This is a genomic window from Kitasatospora sp. NPDC001664 (genome assembly GCF_053596675.1).
The window spans coordinates 205,489-222,221 of record NZ_JBSFGS010000005.1 but is presented as its reverse complement, the minus strand read 5'-3'; the positions used below and the strand labels follow the sequence as shown (position 1 = coordinate 222,221).

Here is a 16,733-nt window from a genome sequence, read left to right as displayed (position 1 = left end):
GGGAGAGGCTGGGCGGAGCGCGCCGCGCTGGCGGCGTACACGGGGGGCCGGGGCTGTCGCCACCCTCCGCCGAGGTGGGCTGTAGCGATCCGAGTTGGTGGGAATCCTGCCACCAGGCATTCGGTAACGGACCACTATTCAGATCAAAATCGGATAACGAGGGGTCAGAGCGTCCGCTATCCGGACGAATACCGTGTCCCTGTCACTCCGTGTATAAGTATGCGGACCGAAGGGCTCCGGAGGGTCAGAACCCGCCGTTGACCACGGCGTTCTGTGCCGCGCCCGCGGAGACGTTCCACTTGGCGAGGATCTTGTCGTACTCGCCGCCGCGGATCACCCGGTCGAGCGCCTTCACCAGCGCGTCGCGCAGCGCGGTGTCGCCCTTGGTCAGCGCGATCCCGTACGGGCCGGGCTGGATCTGGGCGCTGGCCACCTCGAAGGTCCTGCCGCCGTCCTGCTGCTGGGCCACGTAGGCGGCCACCGGGAAGTCGTTCAGGTCGGCCACCGCGCGGCCGGCCTTCACCTCGGCCAGCGCCTGGTCGTCGGTGTCGAAGAGCTTGACCGTGAGGGGCTTCCCCGCCTTGGTGCAGGCGGTGGTCTGCCGGGCGATGATCGCGTCCTGGGTGGTGCCGCGCTGGAGCGCGACGGGGTGGCCGCAGAGGTCGTCGATGGACTTGACGCCCTTCGGGTTGCCCTTCTTCACCAGGATCGAGGTCCCGGCGATGAAGTAGTCGACGAAGTCCACTCCCGGATTCACCTGGGTGCCGTTGTCGTCGGTGCCCTCGCGGCGCTGGCGGTTGTCGCTCAGCGCGGACATCACGACGTCGTACTGCTTCGCGTGCAGGCCGGGGATGAGCTTGTCGAAGGGGGTGTCGACGAACTCCACCCGCAGGCCCAGCTGCTTGCCGATCGCCTCGGCGATCTCCGGGTCGAGGCCGGCGGCCTGGCCGTTGGCGTCCTTGAACTCCACCGGGGCGTAGTTGAGGTCGGAGCCGACCTTGAGCACGCCGGCCTCGCGGACGGCGGCCGGGAGCATCGAGCGCGGGTCCTCGGACGGGGCCTTCGGCGTCGATCCGGCGCCGCAGCCGGTCAGCAGGAGCGATCCTGCGGTCAACGCGGTGGCGGCGCGGGCGACATGACGGGATATGGGGGAACTGTGCTGCATGGGGGTACTGCTCCTCCTGTGGGAGAGGTCGTGCGGGTCCGGAGTGGGCCGGAGTCCGGAGTCTTCCATCCCGCCCTGCCGGGGCGGGTCTCGGATGTGTCAGAATCGGGTATCGGGTGACCCCCGATCAGAACCCCAGGCCGCCGGGTCGCGACAGACCCGGGGCGCGCAGAACCGGAAGTCGGGTACGCAGACTCCGGATTCGAGGCGCCAGCTCCCCTCCGTGTCTGGTGTTCACCTCCTGCGGGTGTGCGTGCACGATCACCAGGGTCCGAGCAGGGCCGCCGGTACTTCCGAAACCGACGGTCGTCAACTGCCCGACCTGGGGATGACGGGCACGTGAAAAGGACAAAAAGGCATAGGTGCGATGCCTCCGTCCGGCCTAGGCTCGTGGTCCGGTACCCACCGGAACCGGCCAGGGCAGACCGGCAGTACAACCGCAGAGACACCCATAAAACCCTCATTCGAGGGCGCGGCCCGACGGCAGCGCCCCGACCCCTCGTCCGGGTCCGTTTCGGCGGCCCGGGTTTTTCGGCATCCCGTCCGGGACGCCCCGAGCGGGTCCCGGCCCGTCGGTGTGCGCGCTCTCGCTGATCAAATGACGAAGAGGTCATCGTGGCAGCGGAGATCATCCACACCAGCACTGAGACCGACGACCCGGTCGACGCCGTTTTCGCGCTCCACCGGGGCGGCAAGATGGAGGTCCGGGCGACGGTTCCGGTGCGCGATGCGGACGACCTGTCCCTCGCCTACACCCCCGGTGTCGCCAAGGTCTGCACGGCCATCGCCGAGCAGCCCGAGCTGGTCAACGACTACACCTGGAAGTCCAACGTGGTCGCCGTCGTGACCGACGGCACCGCCGTGCTCGGCCTGGGCGACATCGGCCCGGAGGCCTCGCTGCCCGTGATGGAGGGCAAGGCCATCCTGTTCAAGCAGTTCGGCGGCGTGGACGCGGTGCCGATCGCGCTCGCCTGCACCGAGGTCGACGAGATCGTCGAGACCGTGGTGCGGCTCGCCCCGTCCTTCGGCGGCGTCAACCTGGAGGACATCTCCGCCCCGCGCTGCTTCGAGATCGAGAGCCGGCTCCAGGAGGCCCTGGACATCCCGATCTTCCACGACGACCAGCACGGCACCGCGATCGTCACCACCGCCGCGCTCTGGAACGCCGCCAAGGTGACGGGCCGTGAGATCGGCTCGCTGCGCGCTGTCATCTCCGGCGCGGGCGCGGCCGGCATCGCCATCGCCAAGATGCTGCTGGCCGCCGGGATCGGCGACGTCGCGGTCTGCGACCGCAAGGGCGTGGTGTACGACGGCCGGGGCGACCTGACCGACGTCAAGGCCGAGATCGCCGCCCTCAGCAACCGGTCCGGGCTCCAGGGTTCGCTGGCCGACGCGCTGGCCGGCGCCGACGTCTTCATCGGCGTCTCCGGCGGCACCGTCCCCGAGGACGTCGTCGCCACCATGGCCGAGGGCTGCTTCGTCTTCGCGATGGCCAACCCGAACCCGGAGATCCACCCCGAGGTCGCCCACCGCTACGCGGCCGTGGTCGCCACCGGGCGCTCGGACTTCCCGAACCAGATCAACAACGTGCTGGCCTTCCCCGGCATCTTCGCCGGCGCGCTCCAGGTCCGGGCCACCCGGATCACCGAGGGCATGAAGCTGGCCGCCGCCGAGGCGCTGGCCGCCGTGGTCGCCGACGAGCTGACCCCGCAGCGGGTCATCCCCTCGCCGTTCGACCCCCGGGTCGCGCCGGCGGTCACCAAGGCGGTGGCCGAGGCCGCCCGCCGCGAGGGCGTCGCGCGGATCTGACGCACTGTTCGACACCACGGGACACGGGTGTGCTGACGGGTTGGTTACCGTCGTCACACCCGTGTCCCGTTCCGGTTAGCAGTGGTTCACCGCTAGTGTCCGGTCCATGTTCGCCGCCTACGCAGCCCGCATCGACGCCGACGACCCGCTCAGCGCACTGGAGTTGGGCGAGCTCCCGGAGCCGCAGGCCCGGCCCGGCTGGAGCGTGGTGACGGTCAAGGCCGCCACCCTCAACCACCACGACCTCTGGTCGCTGCGCGGGGTGGGCCTGCCCGCCGAGCGGCTGCCGATGATCCTCGGCTGCGACGCCGCCGGGATCGACGAGCACGGCAACGAGGTGGTCATCCACTCCGTGATCGGCCAGAGCGGCCACGGGGTCGGCCCGGACGAGCCGCGCACCATCCTCACCGAGAAGTACCAGGGCACCTTCGCCCAGCGGGTCGCCGTGCCGACCTGGAACCTGCTGCCCAAGCCCGCCGAGCTCTCCTTCGCCGAGGCGGCCTGCCTGCCCACCGCCTGGCTCACGGCCTACCGGATGCTCTTCACCAAGGCCGCCGCCAAGCCCGGCCAGACCGTCCTGGTGCAGGGCGCCGGCGGCGGCGTGGCCACCGCGCTGATCGTGCTGGCCAAGGCGGCCGGCCTGCGGGTCTGGGTGACCGGCCGGGACGAGGCCAAGCGGGCCCGGGCGGTCGAGCTCGGCGCCGACGCCGCCTTCGAGAGCGGCGCCCGGCTGCCCGAGCGGGTGGACGCGGTGATGGAGACGGTCGGGGCCGCCACCTGGTCCCACTCCGTCAAGTCGCTGAAGCCGGGCGGCTCGATCGTCATCTCCGGCTCCACCTCGGGCCCCAGCCCGAAGGCCGCCGAGCTGAACCGGATCTTCTTCCTGGAGCTCAACGTCCTGGGCTCCACCATGGGCACCAAGGAGGAGCTGGCGGCGCTGCTCGCGCTCTGTGCCACCTCCGGGGTGCGGCCGGTGATCGACACCGTGCTGCCGCTCACCGAGGCCCGGGACGCCTTCGCCCGGCTCGCCAAGGGCGAGGTCTTCGGCAAGCTGGTCCTCGAACCCTGACGCCCGGCTGCCCGCAGGGCCGAGCATCGCGCTCCGCGCCCGGAGGCCCGCCAGGGCCGACAGGGGCGCGGGGAACTGCGCGCAGGGGAACGCGACGACCCGTGTGCCGGGTACGGACACTCACGTGCAAGTGGCTCTCCGTACCCGGCACACGGGTCTGCTTCTTCCGTCTCGCGCAGTTCCTCGCGCCCCTGACCGCCCTCCGGGCGCCCTGACCGCCCTCCGGGCGGTCAGCCGCGGGGGCGGCGCAGCCGTTCGGCGGCGGCCGCCAGGGTGGTTTGGGCGTCGGCGAGGCCGGCCCGGGTGACGCCGTGGTCGCGGGCGGCGTCGCGGACCTGGTCGCGGAAGCGGTCCAGCAGGCGCTCCAGCTCGCGGGCCGGATCGCCGGCCGGGTCGGTGACCGCCCAGCCGGGCAGGTCGGCGGGCTTCTCGGTGGTCCGCTCCGTGCTCCGGTCCTTGTCGAAGTCGACCCGGGAGACCTTGATGTCCTCGGCGACGGAGGTGGCGCCCCACTTGGCGGCGTCGGCCAGGCCGGAGAGCGAGCGGGTGATCTCGGACAGGCCCTCGGCCAGGCCGGTGGACCAGTCACCGCGCGAGGCGGCCTCCTTGACGTGCTGCTCGACCCGGCGCTTGATCCGCAGCGCCTCCTGCTGGGCGGCCGTCCGGGAGGCCTTGGCCTCCTCGCGCAGCCGGCGGGCCTCCGCCTCGGCGGCCTTGGCCTGCTGCTTGGCGGCCCGCTCCTGCTCCTTGGCGCGCTTGGCCTGCTCCTTGGCCTCGGCCTTGAACTGGGCGAACTCCTGCTTGGCGCGCTGCCAGGACTCCTTCTCGCCCCAGGGCCCGGCCCACGGGTCGGTGCGGGGGCCGTCCTCGCCGGCCTCCCCTTCGGAACCCGCGGACTTCGGCGCGCCCTTGGCCGCGCCCCAGATCTCCTCGCGCAGGTCCTTGGCGGTGTCCCGGACGTCCTCGCGGATCGCCCCGGCCAGCTGGGCCACCGAGTCCCGGATCTCCACCTCCAGCTCGGCCAGCTCGGCCTGACGGGCCGCCAGCTCGGTGCGTCCGGCCTCGGTCAGCCGGTACACCTTGCGGCCGCCCTCGGTGCTCTGGGTGACCAGGCCCTCCTGCTCCAGCTTGGCCAGCCGGGGGTAGACGGTGCCGGCCGAGGGCGCGTACAGGCCCTGGAAGCGCTCCTCCAGCAGGCGGATCACCTCGTAGCCGTGGCGCGGGGACTCGTCCAGCAGCTTGAGCAGGTACAGGCGCAGACGGCCGTGGCCGAAGACGGGGGTCATGTCAGCCCTCCTGGGCGGTGTCGTCGGTGGCCGGGGCGTCGGCGGGGGCGGCGGGCAGCTCCTTGGTGAAGCGCACCTGGCCGTCCTCGGTCTCGGGGCGGCGCAGCACGGTGACGGCGCCGGAGACGGTGTTCACCTGGAGCCGGCCGGTGCCGGAGCCGAGCTGGCCGGAGAGCTTGCGGGTGCCCCAGCTGCCGCCGAGGGTCAACTCCTCGAAGGTGCTGGAGAGTTCGCCGCCGGTGGTGCCGGCCTCCACCTTGGCGTCGGCCTGCGAGGGCAGCCGGACGGCGACCGGGCCGCTGACCGTGGCCACGTGCAGGTCGGTCGGGGTGGTGGCGTCCAGGTCCAGGGTGACGGAGCCGCTGACCGACTTGGCGTGCAGCTTCTCGCCACTGCCGGCCACCACGGTGAGGTGCCCGGAGACGGTGTGGACCTTCAGCTCGCCGGCCACCGACTGGGCGTTGACGTCGCCGGTCACCGAGTTCACGTCGGCCCGGCCGCGCAGGCCGACCAGGGTGGTCTCGCCGCTGGCGCCCTGCACGCCGACCCGGCCGGCCACGCCGGAGACGGTGGTGTCGGCGGAGACCGAGCCGACCTTCACCTCGGCGGCGGCCGGGACGGTCAGCGAGACCACCGCGCGGCGCTTGCGGCGCAGGCCCTCGAAGAAGCTCTTCACCTTCTCGACCGACTTGGCCGACTCCGTCAGCTCGCTCCAGGAGAGGTCCTTGTAGGTGACCGTGAGGACGCCGTCCTCCAGCGAGACCAGCAGCGGGTCCCCCTCGAGCTCGGTGACCTCCAGGCGGGCCGGGCCCTCGGCGGCGACCACGTTCACCGCGCCGGCCACCACCCGGACCTGGAGCACGTTCACCGGCTCCTCGAAGCTGATCTTCTCCGGCCCCTCGACCGTCCACTTGCCCATGGTTCCGTCCCGCCTCCCGTTGTCGGATACGCGATGTATCGCGTCCCCCTGAACAACACGATATATCGCGTGGAAGTGAAGTCAAGGACGCCCCGGGCGGTCTCAGGGGCTTCTCGGGGTTCACCCCGAGGAAGCGCTACGGGCCCGGGCGGCCGTAGCCGTCCGGGCCCGTAGGGGTCCCGCTGGAGACCCGCGGGTCAGTCCTCGTCCTCGTCGTCGAGCCGGGCCAGCCAGGTGGCCAGCCGCTCGACCGGGACCTCGAAGTCCGGGTTGAGGTCGACGAACTCGCGCAGCCGGTCGGCCAGCCACTCGAAGCTGACCTCCTCCTCGCCGCGACGGTTCTGCAGCTCCTCGATGCCTCGGTCGGTGAAGTACACGCTCTGCTCCGGTCGCTCGTGGTGTGACCGGGACAGGATAGTCCTCAGCCCTGGTGCCGGTAGTAGGTGACCGAGCAGGTGGCCATGCCGTCGGTGTCGCCCAGCGCCACCGTGCGCAGCACCGCGACCGAGCCGGTCTCCCGGTCCCGCACGCAGAACGACCGGCCGGCCGGCACCTGTTCGAACTTCACCGGCCCGGTGCCCGGCGAGCTCTCGATCCCGGCCACGCAGGCCAGGACGGTCAGCCGGGCCCCGTCGTGCGGCAGGTAGACGTCCGAGCCGGAGCTCACCCGGAACTCCGGGCCCGCGGTGGAGACCGCCCAGGAGGAGGAGTTGGCCGGGACCACGGTGCCGTGGTTCAGGTCGAAGTCGAAGGAGCCGTTCGGCGGGATGGTCAACTGCCGGTCCCGGTAACCGATCCGGAACGGACCGGTGGGCTCGTCCGGGTCCGGCCAGAGCGCGACCGCGCCCAGCAGCACCGCCGCCAGGGCCACCGAGCCGACCAGCAGCGCCCGGCGGCGGCCGGACGCCGCCCGGGGCGGGGCGGGCCGGGCCGGGGGCGGCGGCAGGAGCGGCGGGGGCGGCACGGCGGGCGGCGGCAGCACGGGCCGCGGCGGGGCCGGCACCGGTGCGGTGGCGGGCGCGGTCGGCACGGGTCCGGCGACCGGTCCGGTGTGCGTCCCGGTGTGCGGTTCGGGCGGTGGCCACGAGGCCGTCCCGGTGCCCGGCCCGGCCGGAGCGGACGGGCCGGTGGGCAGCGGGAGTTCGGCCCGCCGACGGAGCGCCAGGGTGACCGGGTCCGGCAGCCAGTGCCCGGTGAAGCGCAACTCGCCGCCCACCAGCGGGTGTTCGCGGGCGGCCCGGACCAGCTCGGCCGGCCCGGGCCGGTCCTCGGCCCGCTTGGCCAGGCAGGCGGTCACCAACTCCCGCAGGGCGTCCGGCACTCCGGCCAGTGCGGGCGGCTCGTGCACCACCCGGTAGAGCACCGCGGTGTCCGGACCGTCCCCGAACGGCAGCACCCCGCCGCTGACGTACGCCAGCAGCGCGCCGAGCGCGAACACGTCGGTGGCGGGGGAGACCGGCTGCCCCCGGATCTGCTCCGGGGCCATGTAGGGCGGCGAGCCGATGGTCGAGCCGGAGTCGGTCAGCACGGTGGCGTGCGCGGCCCGGGCGATGCCGAAGTCGATCACCCGGGGGCCGTCCACCGCCATCAGCACGTTGGCCGACTTGAGGTCCCGGTGCACCACCTCGACCAGGTGGATCGCCTGGAGCGCCTCGGCGATCCCGCCGAGCAGCAGCAGCGCCGTCCTGGCCGGCAGCGCGCCGTGCTCCCGGACCACCTCCTGGAGCGAGGGCCCCGGTACGTAGGCGGTCGCCAGCCAGGGCAGCTCCTCGTCCTCCCCGGCGTCCACCACCTGCGCGGTGTACAGGCCGTGGATCCGCCGGGCGTTGGCCACCTCGTGCCGGAACCGGCGGCGGAACTCCGGATCGGCGGCCAGCCGCCGCCGCACCACCTTGACCGCGACCGGCCGCCCGCCCGGCGTGTAGCCCAGGTAGACCCGCCCCATGCCGCCGGCCCCCAGCCGGGCCGCCAGGCGGTACCCGCCCACCTCCGACGGGTCCCCCGGCTCCAACGGCCGGAACACCGGGTCCGTGGTCATGTCCTCGCTCCCCCCGCACCGACATCGGTGGGACGAACATACGGCAGCACCGCTCGGCCCGGCAGGGGAACGACCACGGGCCCCGCCCGCCGCCGGAGCGGTGGACGGGGCCCGGGTACGGACCGACGCGGCGTCAGAGGGTGAAGATCTCCTCCAGCAGCGCCTGCTGCTCGGCGGCGTGCCGCTTGGCCGAGCCGACCGCCGGGGCGGAGGACGCGGTGCGGGCGACGCGGCGCAGGCGGGCGCCGTTGGCGGAGCGGCCGATGACGACCTGGAGGTGGTCGACCAGGTTCATGGCGATGAACGGCCACGCACCCTGGTTGGCCGGCTCCTCCTGGGCCCAGACGAACTGGACGTTCTCGCCGTAGCGGGCCAGCTCCTCCTGGAGCTCCGCGACCGGGAGCGGGTAGAGCCGCTCCACCCGGACGATGGCGGTGTCGGTGATCCCGCGCTCGGCCCGGGCGGCCTCGACGTCGTAGTAGAACTTGCCCGCCGTGATGACCACCTTGCGGACGTTGGCCGGGTCGACGGTGGTGTCACCGATGACCGGGCGGAACGAACCGCTGAGGAACTCGCTGGTGGCGGACGCCGCGGCCTTCAGGCGCAGCATCGACTTCGGGGTGAAGACGATGAGCGGCTTGTGGTGCGGGTTGTGCGCCTGCCAGCGGAGCAGGTGGAAGTAGTTCGACGGCAGGGTCGGCATGGCGACCGTCATGTTGTCCTGCGCGCACATCTGGAGGAAGCGCTCCGGGCGGGCGGACGAGTGGTCCGGGCCCTGGCCCTCGTAGCCGTGCGGCAGCAGCAGGGTGACGCCGGAGTGCTGGCCCCACTTCTGCTCGGCCGAGGCGATGTACTCGTCGACCATGGTCTGCGCGCCGTTGACGAAGTCGCCGAACTGCGCCTCCCACATCACCAGCGCGTTCGGCCGGGTGAGGGAGTAGCCGTACTCGAAGCCCATCGCCGCGTACTCGCTGAGCAGCGAGTCGTAGACGGTGTAACGGGCCTGGTCCTCCGTCAGGTACAGCAGCGGGGTGTAGTCCTCGCCGGTGTTCCGGTCGATCAGCACCGCGTGGCGCTGGCCGAAGGTGCCGCGGCGCGAGTCCTGGCCGGCCAGGCGGACGGGGTGACCCTCCATCAGCAGCGAGCCGATGGCGAGGGTCTCGCCCATCGCCCAGTCGATGGTGTTGTCCTCGACCGAGGCGGCGCGGCGCTGCAGCTGCGGGAAGAGCCGCGGGTGGACGGTCAGCCACTCCGGCAGGTTGACCTGCGAGGCGGCGATCCGCTTCACCATCTCCTCGGAGATGCCGGTCTGGATGTTGACCGGGAAGTCGGCGACCGGCTTGCCGGCGGTGGCGCCCGACTGGGCACCGGCGGCGTCCCGGACCTCGGAGAAGACCTTCTCCAGCTGGCCCTGGAAGTCCTGGAGCGCCTGCTCCGCCTCTTCCATGGTGATGTCGCCGCGACCGATCAGGCCCTCGGTGTAGAGCTTGCGCACCGAGCGCTTCTTGTCGATCAGGTCGTACATCAGCGGCTGGGTGAACGACGGGTTGTCGGCCTCGTTGTGACCGCGGCGGCGGTAGCAGATGAGGTCGATGACGACGTCCTTGTGGAACGCCTGGCGGAACTCGAAGGCCAGCCGCGCGACGCGGACCACGGCCTCCGGGTCGTCGCCGTTCACGTGGAAGATCGGGGCCTCGATCATCCGGGCCACGTCGGTGCAGTACATCGACGAGCGGCTGCTGGCCGGGGCGGCGGTGAAGCCGACCTGGTTGTTGACCACCAGGTGGATGGTGCCACCGGTGCGGTAGCCGCGCAGCTGCGACATGTTCAGGGTCTCCGCGACCACGCCCTGGCCGGCGAAGGCCGCGTCGCCGTGGATCTGGATCGGCAGCACCGGGAAGGTGGTGCCGCCCTGGTCCAGCACGTCCTGCTTGGCGCGGACGATGCCCTCGACCACCGGGTCGACGGCCTCCAGGTGCGAGGGGTTGGCGGCCAGCGAGACCTTGATGGTCTCCCCGTCCAGACCGGTGAAGGTGCCCTCGGAGCCCAGGTGGTACTTGACGTCGCCGGAGCCGTGCATCGACTTCGGGTCGAGGTTGCCCTCGAACTCGCCGAAGATCTTGCCGTACGGCTTGCCGACGATGTTGGCCAGCACGTTCAGGCGGCCGCGGTGGGCCATGCCGATGACGGCCTCGTCGAGGCGGTGCTCGGCGGCGGCGTCGATGGTCGCGTCCAGCAGCGGGATCAGCGACTCACCGCCCTCCAGGGAGAACCGCTTCTGCCCGACGTACTTGGTCTGCAGGAAGGTCTCGAAGGCCTCGGCCGAGTTCAGCCGGCGCAGGATGCGCAGCTGCTCCTCGCGCTCGGGCTTGGTGTACGGCTTCTCCAGGCGCTCCTGCAGCCACTTGCGCTGCTTCGGGTCCTGGATGTGCATGTACTCGATGCCGACCGTGCGGCAGTAGGTGTTGCGCAGCAGGCCGAGGATGTCGCGGAGCTTCATCATCTTCTGGCCGCCGAAGCCGCCGACCGCGAACTCGCGCTCCAGGTCCCACAGGGTGAGGCCGTGGTTGGTGACGTCCAGGTCGGGGTGCTTGCGCTGCTTGTACTCCAGCGGGTCGGTGTCGGCCATCAGGTGGCCGCGGACCCGGTAGGAGTGGATCAGCTCGATGACGCGCGCGGTCTTGTTGACCTCGTCGTCGTGGGTGGTGGCGACGTCGGTCGCCCAGCGCACCGGCTCGTACGGGATCCGCAGCGACTCGAAGACCTCGTCGTAGAAGTCGTTCCCGCCCAGCAGCAGCTGGTGGATCGACCGCAGGAACTCACCCGAACCGGCGCCCTGGATGACGCGGTGGTCGTAGGTGGAGGTCAGCGTCATGGTCTTGGAGACGCCGAGGCGGGCCAGCGTCTCCGGGGCGGAGCCCTGGAACTCGGCCGGGTACTCCATGGCGCCGACGCCGACGATGGTGCCCTGGTTCTGCATCAGGCGCGGCACGGAGTGCACGGTGCCGATGCCGCCGGGGTTGGTCAGCGAGACGGTGACGCCGGTGAAGTCGTCCATCGTCAGCTTGTTGGCGCGGGCCCGGCGGACGATGTCCTCGTAGGCCTGCCAGAAGCCCAGGAAGTCGAGGGTCTCGGCCTTCTTGATGGCCGCGACCACCAGCTGGCGGTCGCCGTTCGGCTTGACCAGGTCGATGGCGAGGCCCAGGTTCACGTGCTCGGGCTTCACCAGGTAGGACTTGCCGTCCTCCACCTTGTAGCTGTAGTTCATGCCCGGGTTGGCCTTGACGGCCTGGACCAGGGCGTAGCCGATCAGGTGGGTGAAGGAGACCTTGCCGCCACGGGCGCGCTGCAGGTGGTTGTTGATGACGATGCGGTTGTCGATCAACAGCTTCGCCGGGACGGCGCGGACCGAGGTCGCGGTCGGCACCTCCAGCGAGGCGTCCATGTTGGTGGCGACGGCCTTCGCCGGACCACGCAGCACGAGCAGCTCGGGGCCGGTCCCGTCGGCGGCGGGCGCGGGGGCCGGGGCGGCGGCCTTCGGCGCGGGCGGCGCGGCGGGTGCTGCGGCGAGCGGCGCGGGCGCCGGCTGGACCGGCGCGGCCGGTGCAGCGGGGGCGGGCGTCGCCGGAACGGCAGCAGGGGCAGGGGCGGCAACGGCGGTCGGCGTGGGGCCGACCTGGGTCGCGGCCTGGGTCACTGGAGTCACCTCGGTACCGGGCTTGTAGTCGGCGAAAAAGTCCCACCAGGCTCGGTCGACCGAGTTGGGATCCTGGAGGTACTGCTGGTAGATCTCGTCGACGAGCCACTCGTTGGGGCCGAAGCCAGTGGAGCTTGCCGAGCTGACGGGGGTTTCAGGGTGTGGCGACACGGGCAAACCGCCCTCTTCCGCTTCCTTTTGGGATGGTGGACAGCGGGGATTAAGGCTACGCCTACGATCACTGATCGCGCAGTCCCCCTGGGCCAGGCGTCACCCAGATCACAGTGCCGACCGGTTATTTGGCCGAAAATGTGCGTTAGAAAGTTCCAACCCCGGGGAAGCGATCGCCTCCCGAACGGGTGGAAATCCCCTCCAAGCAGGACAATACCGCAGGTCAGCGCGGTGCGGTCCGATCTGACGCAGTCCCGACCGCCGCGGCAATGTCCCAGTTCTGTGACAACTCGGCGGTAGCCGCCGGGCCGCCCGGCAGGGTGACCACGATCCGGCAGCCCCGGGCCGCCTCCGCGACCCCGATCCGGCCGCCGTGCAGGTCCACCGCCCAGCGGGCGATGGCCAGGCCCAGACCGGTGCCGCCGTCGGAGCCCGGGCCCTGGGAGGTGGCGGTGCCGCTGCGGCCGAAGCGCTCGAAGACCCGGTCGCGGTCCTGCGCCGGGATGCCGGGGCCCTGGTCCTCGACCTCCAGCACCAGTGCGCCGGACTCCTCCCCGGCCCTGGCCCGGACGGTGACCGTCCCGCCGGCGGGGGAGTGCTTGCAGGCGTTGTCGACCAGGTTGGCCACCACCTGGTGCAGCCGCTCCGGGTCCGCCCAGCCGGTCAGCCCCGCCGGGCTGACGTCCAGGGCCAGGTGGACGTCGTCGCGCCGCCCGTGGGCGCCGGCCGCGGTGGCGCCGTCGACGGTCACCCCGCGCAGCACGCCGTCCAGGAAGGGGCTGACCTCGAAGGGGCGGGTGTCCAGCGGCACCACGCCGTCGTCCAGTTTGGAGAGGTCGAGCAGGTGGGTGACCAGCCGGCCCAGCCGCTCGGTCTGCTCCAGCGCGGCGCCCAGCGTCCGGGGGTCCGGCTTCACCACGCCGTCCACCACGTTCTCCAGCACGGCGCGCAGGGCGGCGATCGGCGTGCGCAGCTCGTGCGAGACGTTCGCGACCAGCTCCCTGCGGTGGCGGTCGGCCGCCTCCAGGTCGCCGGCCATCCGGTTGAAGGTCTCGGCGAGCTCGCCGATCTCGTCCCGCGAGTTCACCTCGACCCGGATGCTGTAGTCGCCCTCGGCCATCGCCCTGGCGGCCGCGGTCATGTCGCGCAGCGGCGCGGTGAGGCCGTGCGCCAGGAACTGCATGAAGAGCAGCGAGGCGATCATCGAGAAGATCATGATGATCCGGATCTGGGTCTCGGACCGGATCGCGACCACCACCATCAGGCTGGCCAGGAAGACCGAGACGATCACCAGCAGGGTGAGCTTGCCCTTGATCGATCGGACCGGGTCCAGCGGACGCACGTCGTCCCAGAGCCGGCTGGCGGCCCGGCTGGCCAGGCCCCGGTGGTCGCCGTCGTGGTGCTGTGCCGCGCGCTTGCGCTGTTGTGGGAAGGTCATCTCGCCCTCGCGTCCTGCCCGCTGACTCCGTACGGGTGCGGCGGAGCCAGGACCCCCCGGTCCCGGCCTTGCCGTCCTCCCGGTCAGGAGAGCGGTGCCTCCAGGGCGTACCCGACGCCGTGGACGGTGCGGATCCAGCTGGCGCCGATCTTCCGGCGCAGCGCCTTGACGTGGCTGTCCACGGTGCGGGTGCCGGACGCGTCGGTCCAGTCCCAGACCTCGGCCAGCAGCTGCTCGCGGGTGAGCACCGCGCGCGGCTGGGCGGCCAGGCAGGCCAGCAGGTCGAACTCGGTCGGCGTCAGGTGGACGTCACCGGTGCCGATCCGGACCCGGCGCTGCACGTGGTCGATCTCCAGGTCCCCGAAGCGCAGGCTGCCCAGCGCGGGCGTCCGGGCGGCCTGCTGGGCCCGCTCGACCCGGCGCAGCAGCACGTTGACCCGGGCGGCCAGTTCGCGCATCGAGAACGGCTTCGTCATGTAGTCGTCGGCACCGACCCCGAGGCCGACCAGCAGGTCGGTCTCGTCGTCACGGGCCGTCAGCATCAGCACCGGCACCGGGCGCTGGGCCTGGATCCGCCGGCAGACCTCCAGGCCGTCGAAGCCGGGCAGCATCACGTCCAGCACCACCAGGTCCGGCTGCCAGGTGTGGAAGCCGTCCACCGCGCCGGGGCCGTCGTGCGCCACCGCCACCTTGAAGCCCTCGGCCCCGAGCCGGGCCGCGATGGACTCGGCGATGGTGGGCTCGTCCTCCACGACGAGCACCCGTCGCTGGGTGCCCACCGCGCTGTTGTTGTTGGTCTCCTGCTGAATCTCTGTCACGGTCACGCCACCGCCCCCAGGGCTGCGGCCCGGCTGCCTGTGGGGACAGCGGGGTCCGCTCGTAGTCGTCTTGTGTTCCGTCGGCGGGCCCGTGCCGGGGCCCGAAAAGCACCCGGACCGTCCGCCGAGGTCACGGGCTCCCGGAAGGGTGCGCAGGTGTGGTCCGCGCATCCGTTCCGCTCTGGTCGCAGCGTACGTACACCGCGAGCATCCCGGCAGGTGAACCGGGCACAACCGGCCTGTTGACCGGCCTCGCCCCGGGCCCGGGATGCGGCACGGGGCGATACCTTACCCGCCGAAAATATCGCCCGTAACGGTGCGTATGCCGTTGAAGGGATGGCAGACTCCTGGGCGGGTTCGCTACTGGTCCGTAGGCGTAGGGCTGGTCCGGACCAACGGCGGGCAGGGTTCGAACCGAGCTCACAGCGGATTCACAGGAGGCTCCCAGTACGGGGAAGTACCGTGGGCGTTCTGCGAAGTACCGTGAGCACGACAAGTCACATGGTGGCACGAGTGGACCGGAGGGCGGAATGGCTGATCTCCGGCTCCGGCTGCGCGCCCGGCTGCGGAGCGTGCTCCCCACGCCCCGCCGCAACCCCTTCGCGCTCGGGTACCTCGCACTGCTGCTCGGCACCACGCTGTTCGCCCGCTTCGGCGATCCGGCGGTCGTCGACCGGCTGCAGGCGTTCTCCAGTTCGGACGCCCACAACCTGCTGGACCACCCCGTCGGCTCCCTGCTGCTGAGCGGGACGTGGGTGGCCGGGCCGGTCTGGATGCCGTACTTCTGGGCCTTCGCCGTCACCGTGGCGCCGCTGGAGCGGCGGGTCGGCGGTCGGCGGGCGGCGGCGGTCTTCGTGGCCGGGCACGTGCTCGCGACGCTGCTCTCGCAGGCGGTGGTGCTGGTGGTCGTCGCGGCCGGGCGGTTGGACGGCGCGGCGCTCGACGGCCTGGACATCGGTGTGAGCTACGGCGTGTTGGCGTCCCTCGGGGCGCTCGCCGGTCTTCTCGCGCTCCCCGGGCGTCTGTGCGCGCTGGGTGCGGCCGGCGCTCTGATCGGTCATCAACTCCTGGACGACGCCGACCTCGTGACCGGTGTCGGCCACCCGGCGGCCCTGCTCGTGGGCGTCGCCCTCTGGCCCTGGCTGCGCCGCACCACCGGCCCGGGGCACCTCGCCCTGCGGCGGCTGGAGCCCTCGGAGGCCTGAGCCCGGGGCCGACGGACGTGGCAGCGCCACCGGGGGCGCGAGGAACTGCGCGCAGGGGAACGGCACCGCCTGCAACTGGCTCGCGTGCCCCGATCTCACGCTGGTCCGCCTTCCGTTCTCGCGCAGTTCCCCGCGCCCCCGGAGGGGCGGCCACTCACGTCGGGGACGGCGGCGCGTGCAACTGGCTCGCGTGCCCCGATCTGGCGGTGGGTCGCCTTCCGTCCTCGCGCAGTTCCCCGCGCCCCCGGAGGGGTGGCCACTCACGTCGGGGACGGCGGCGCGTGCAACTGGCTCGTGTGCCCCGATCTCACGCTGGTCCGCCTTCCGTTCTCGCGCAGTTCCCCGCGCCCCCGGAGGGGCGGCCGCTTGCCTCAGGGGAGCTGGTGGCGGCGGGCGAGTTCGGCGAAGACGGGGCCGGTGGCGGCGGAGAGGCGGACGGGGCCGCGGGTTGCGGTGGCGCAGTCGCCGTCGGGGGTCTCCAGGAGGGTGGGCGGGCTCCAGGGGCCGGGGAGGGCGGCGCAGGCGGCCAGCAGGGCGGCGCGGACGTCCGTGGTGTCGAGCCAGGTGGGCCGGACCACGGCGGTGGGTCCGTGCGGGGCGCGGCCGGTGGTGACGGTGGCGTCGGGGGCGAGGGCGTCGACCAGTTCGCGGGCGAGCCGCTCGGCCAGGGCGGTGGCCGACGGGTCGTCGGGGTCCGCGGACCCGACGGTGACCAGCAGCCAGAGCGAGAGGTGGTCGATCAGCTCGCGGACGGCGTCCGTCGTCGTCGCGCCGGCCGGGCCGGGCTGCTCCGGCGCGGCGGGGTCGCGGCCGAGCTCGGCGTAGAGCAGTGGCCGCCCGTCGGCGTCGTCGAGCCGGGCGAAGGGTTCGCCGTCCCAGACCTCCAGGCCGGCCAGGTCGAGGCCGAGCTCGGCGGCCGGCCCCGCCAGGACGGTGCGCAGGGCCTGCTCGGTGGTGCCGCCCGGGTGCGGGGCGGCGAGCAGCAGCCCGTCCGCGTCCTCGGCGAGGGCCCGGTTGCGGAGGGCGGCGGGAAGCCTGCGGGGCTCCGGGAGGGTGACCCGGATGCCGAACTCGGTGGGCTGGATATCCACGTCCGGCACTCTGGCGCACCGCCCCCG

12 protein-coding genes are annotated in these 16,733 nt (G+C 72.4%); 3 read left to right on the top strand and 9 right to left on the bottom strand.

Translation table 11 applies throughout. The annotated features are described in order from the left end of the window. Positions 1 to 244: 244 nt before the first annotated feature. The gene (locus tag ACWCYY_RS09780; RefSeq protein WP_345280474.1) at positions 245 to 1,165 is read right to left on the bottom strand and encodes an ABC transporter substrate-binding protein; all 921 of its coding nucleotides are present in this window, start codon (positions 1,163 to 1,165) and stop codon (positions 245 to 247) included. A gap of 615 nt (positions 1,166 to 1,780) precedes the next feature. On the opposite strand from ACWCYY_RS09780, the gene ACWCYY_RS09775 reads away from it, so the two are divergent. Then, on the top strand, positions 1,781 to 2,974 hold the full coding sequence (locus ACWCYY_RS09775) for an NAD(P)-dependent malic enzyme (RefSeq protein WP_449795614.1): 1,194 nt from the start codon (positions 1,781 to 1,783) through the stop codon (positions 2,972 to 2,974). 106 nt (positions 2,975 to 3,080) lie between these two features. Next, positions 3,081 to 4,043 carry a zinc-binding dehydrogenase gene (locus tag ACWCYY_RS09770; protein ID WP_345290036.1) on the top strand — a complete coding sequence of 321 codons (963 nt, stop codon included), beginning with the start codon at positions 3,081 to 3,083 and terminating at the stop codon, positions 4,041 to 4,043. 230 nt (positions 4,044 to 4,273) lie between these two features. On the opposite strand, the gene ACWCYY_RS09765 is transcribed toward ACWCYY_RS09770, so the two are convergent. From ACWCYY_RS09765 to ACWCYY_RS09735, 7 genes are all read right to left on the bottom strand, one after another. Continuing rightward, positions 4,274 to 5,329 carry a PadR family transcriptional regulator gene (locus ACWCYY_RS09765; protein WP_345290037.1) on the bottom strand — a complete coding sequence of 352 codons (1,056 nt, stop codon included), beginning with the start codon at positions 5,327 to 5,329 and terminating at the stop codon, positions 4,274 to 4,276. Between the two features lies 1 nt (position 5,330). Continuing rightward, entirely contained in the window at positions 5,331 to 6,248 is a 918-nt protein-coding gene (locus ACWCYY_RS09760; protein ID WP_345290038.1) for a DUF4097 family beta strand repeat-containing protein, read from the bottom strand. Between the two features lie 197 nt (positions 6,249 to 6,445). Further along, positions 6,446 to 6,625, bottom strand: coding sequence for a DUF6104 family protein (locus ACWCYY_RS09755; protein WP_345290039.1), 180 nt, complete (start codon positions 6,623 to 6,625; stop codon positions 6,446 to 6,448). Between the two features lie 44 nt (positions 6,626 to 6,669). Further along, positions 6,670 to 8,286, bottom strand: coding sequence for a serine/threonine-protein kinase (locus tag ACWCYY_RS09750; RefSeq protein ID WP_449795613.1), 1,617 nt, complete (start codon positions 8,284 to 8,286; stop codon positions 6,670 to 6,672). Between the two features lie 133 nt (positions 8,287 to 8,419). Then, positions 8,420 to 12,154, bottom strand: a complete 3,735-nt coding sequence (locus tag ACWCYY_RS09745) for a multifunctional oxoglutarate decarboxylase/oxoglutarate dehydrogenase thiamine pyrophosphate-binding subunit/dihydrolipoyllysine-residue succinyltransferase subunit (RefSeq protein ID WP_345290042.1) — start codon at positions 12,152 to 12,154, stop codon at positions 8,420 to 8,422. Between the two features lie 223 nt (positions 12,155 to 12,377). Further along, positions 12,378 to 13,592: a sensor histidine kinase gene (locus ACWCYY_RS09740; RefSeq protein ID WP_449795612.1), complete on the bottom strand. Its 1,215-nt coding sequence runs from the start codon at positions 13,590 to 13,592 to the stop codon at positions 12,378 to 12,380. Positions 13,593 to 13,675: 83 nt separating this feature from the next. Beyond that, positions 13,676 to 14,410 (bottom strand): response regulator transcription factor, encoded by a 735-nt coding sequence (locus tag ACWCYY_RS09735; protein ID WP_345290044.1) that lies wholly within the window; start codon positions 14,408 to 14,410, stop codon positions 13,676 to 13,678. A gap of 530 nt (positions 14,411 to 14,940) precedes the next feature. On the opposite strand from ACWCYY_RS09735, the gene ACWCYY_RS09730 reads away from it, so the two are divergent. After that, positions 14,941 to 15,615, top strand: coding sequence for a rhomboid-like protein (locus ACWCYY_RS09730; RefSeq protein ID WP_345290045.1), 675 nt, complete (start codon positions 14,941 to 14,943; stop codon positions 15,613 to 15,615). Positions 15,616 to 15,986: 371 nt separating this feature from the next. On the opposite strand, the gene ACWCYY_RS09725 is transcribed toward ACWCYY_RS09730, so the two are convergent. Continuing rightward, positions 15,987 to 16,706, bottom strand: coding sequence for a hypothetical protein (locus tag ACWCYY_RS09725; RefSeq protein WP_449795611.1), 720 nt, complete (start codon positions 16,704 to 16,706; stop codon positions 15,987 to 15,989). Between the last annotated feature and the right edge of the window lie 27 nt (positions 16,707 to 16,733).

What these genes read in the sequence shown, in the direction of transcription:
- ACWCYY_RS09740 (WP_449795612.1), bottom strand. Translation starts at nt 13,592, where the DNA reads ATGACCTTCCCACAACAGCGCAAGCGCGCGGCACAGCACCACGACGGC.
- ACWCYY_RS09730 (WP_345290045.1), top strand. Translation starts at nt 14,941, where the DNA reads ATGGCTGATCTCCGGCTCCGGCTGCGCGCCCGGCTGCGGAGCGTGCTC.
- ACWCYY_RS09765 (WP_345290037.1), bottom strand. Translation starts at nt 5,329, where the DNA reads ATGACCCCCGTCTTCGGCCACGGCCGTCTGCGCCTGTACCTGCTCAAG.
- ACWCYY_RS09750 (WP_449795613.1), bottom strand. Translation starts at nt 8,286, where the DNA reads ATGACCACGGACCCGGTGTTCCGGCCGTTGGAGCCGGGGGACCCGTCG.
- ACWCYY_RS09770 (WP_345290036.1), top strand. Translation starts at nt 3,081, where the DNA reads ATGTTCGCCGCCTACGCAGCCCGCATCGACGCCGACGACCCGCTCAGC.
- ACWCYY_RS09760 (WP_345290038.1), bottom strand. Translation starts at nt 6,248, where the DNA reads ATGGGCAAGTGGACGGTCGAGGGGCCGGAGAAGATCAGCTTCGAGGAG.
- ACWCYY_RS09780 (WP_345280474.1), bottom strand. Translation starts at nt 1,165, where the DNA reads ATGCAGCACAGTTCCCCCATATCCCGTCATGTCGCCCGCGCCGCCACC.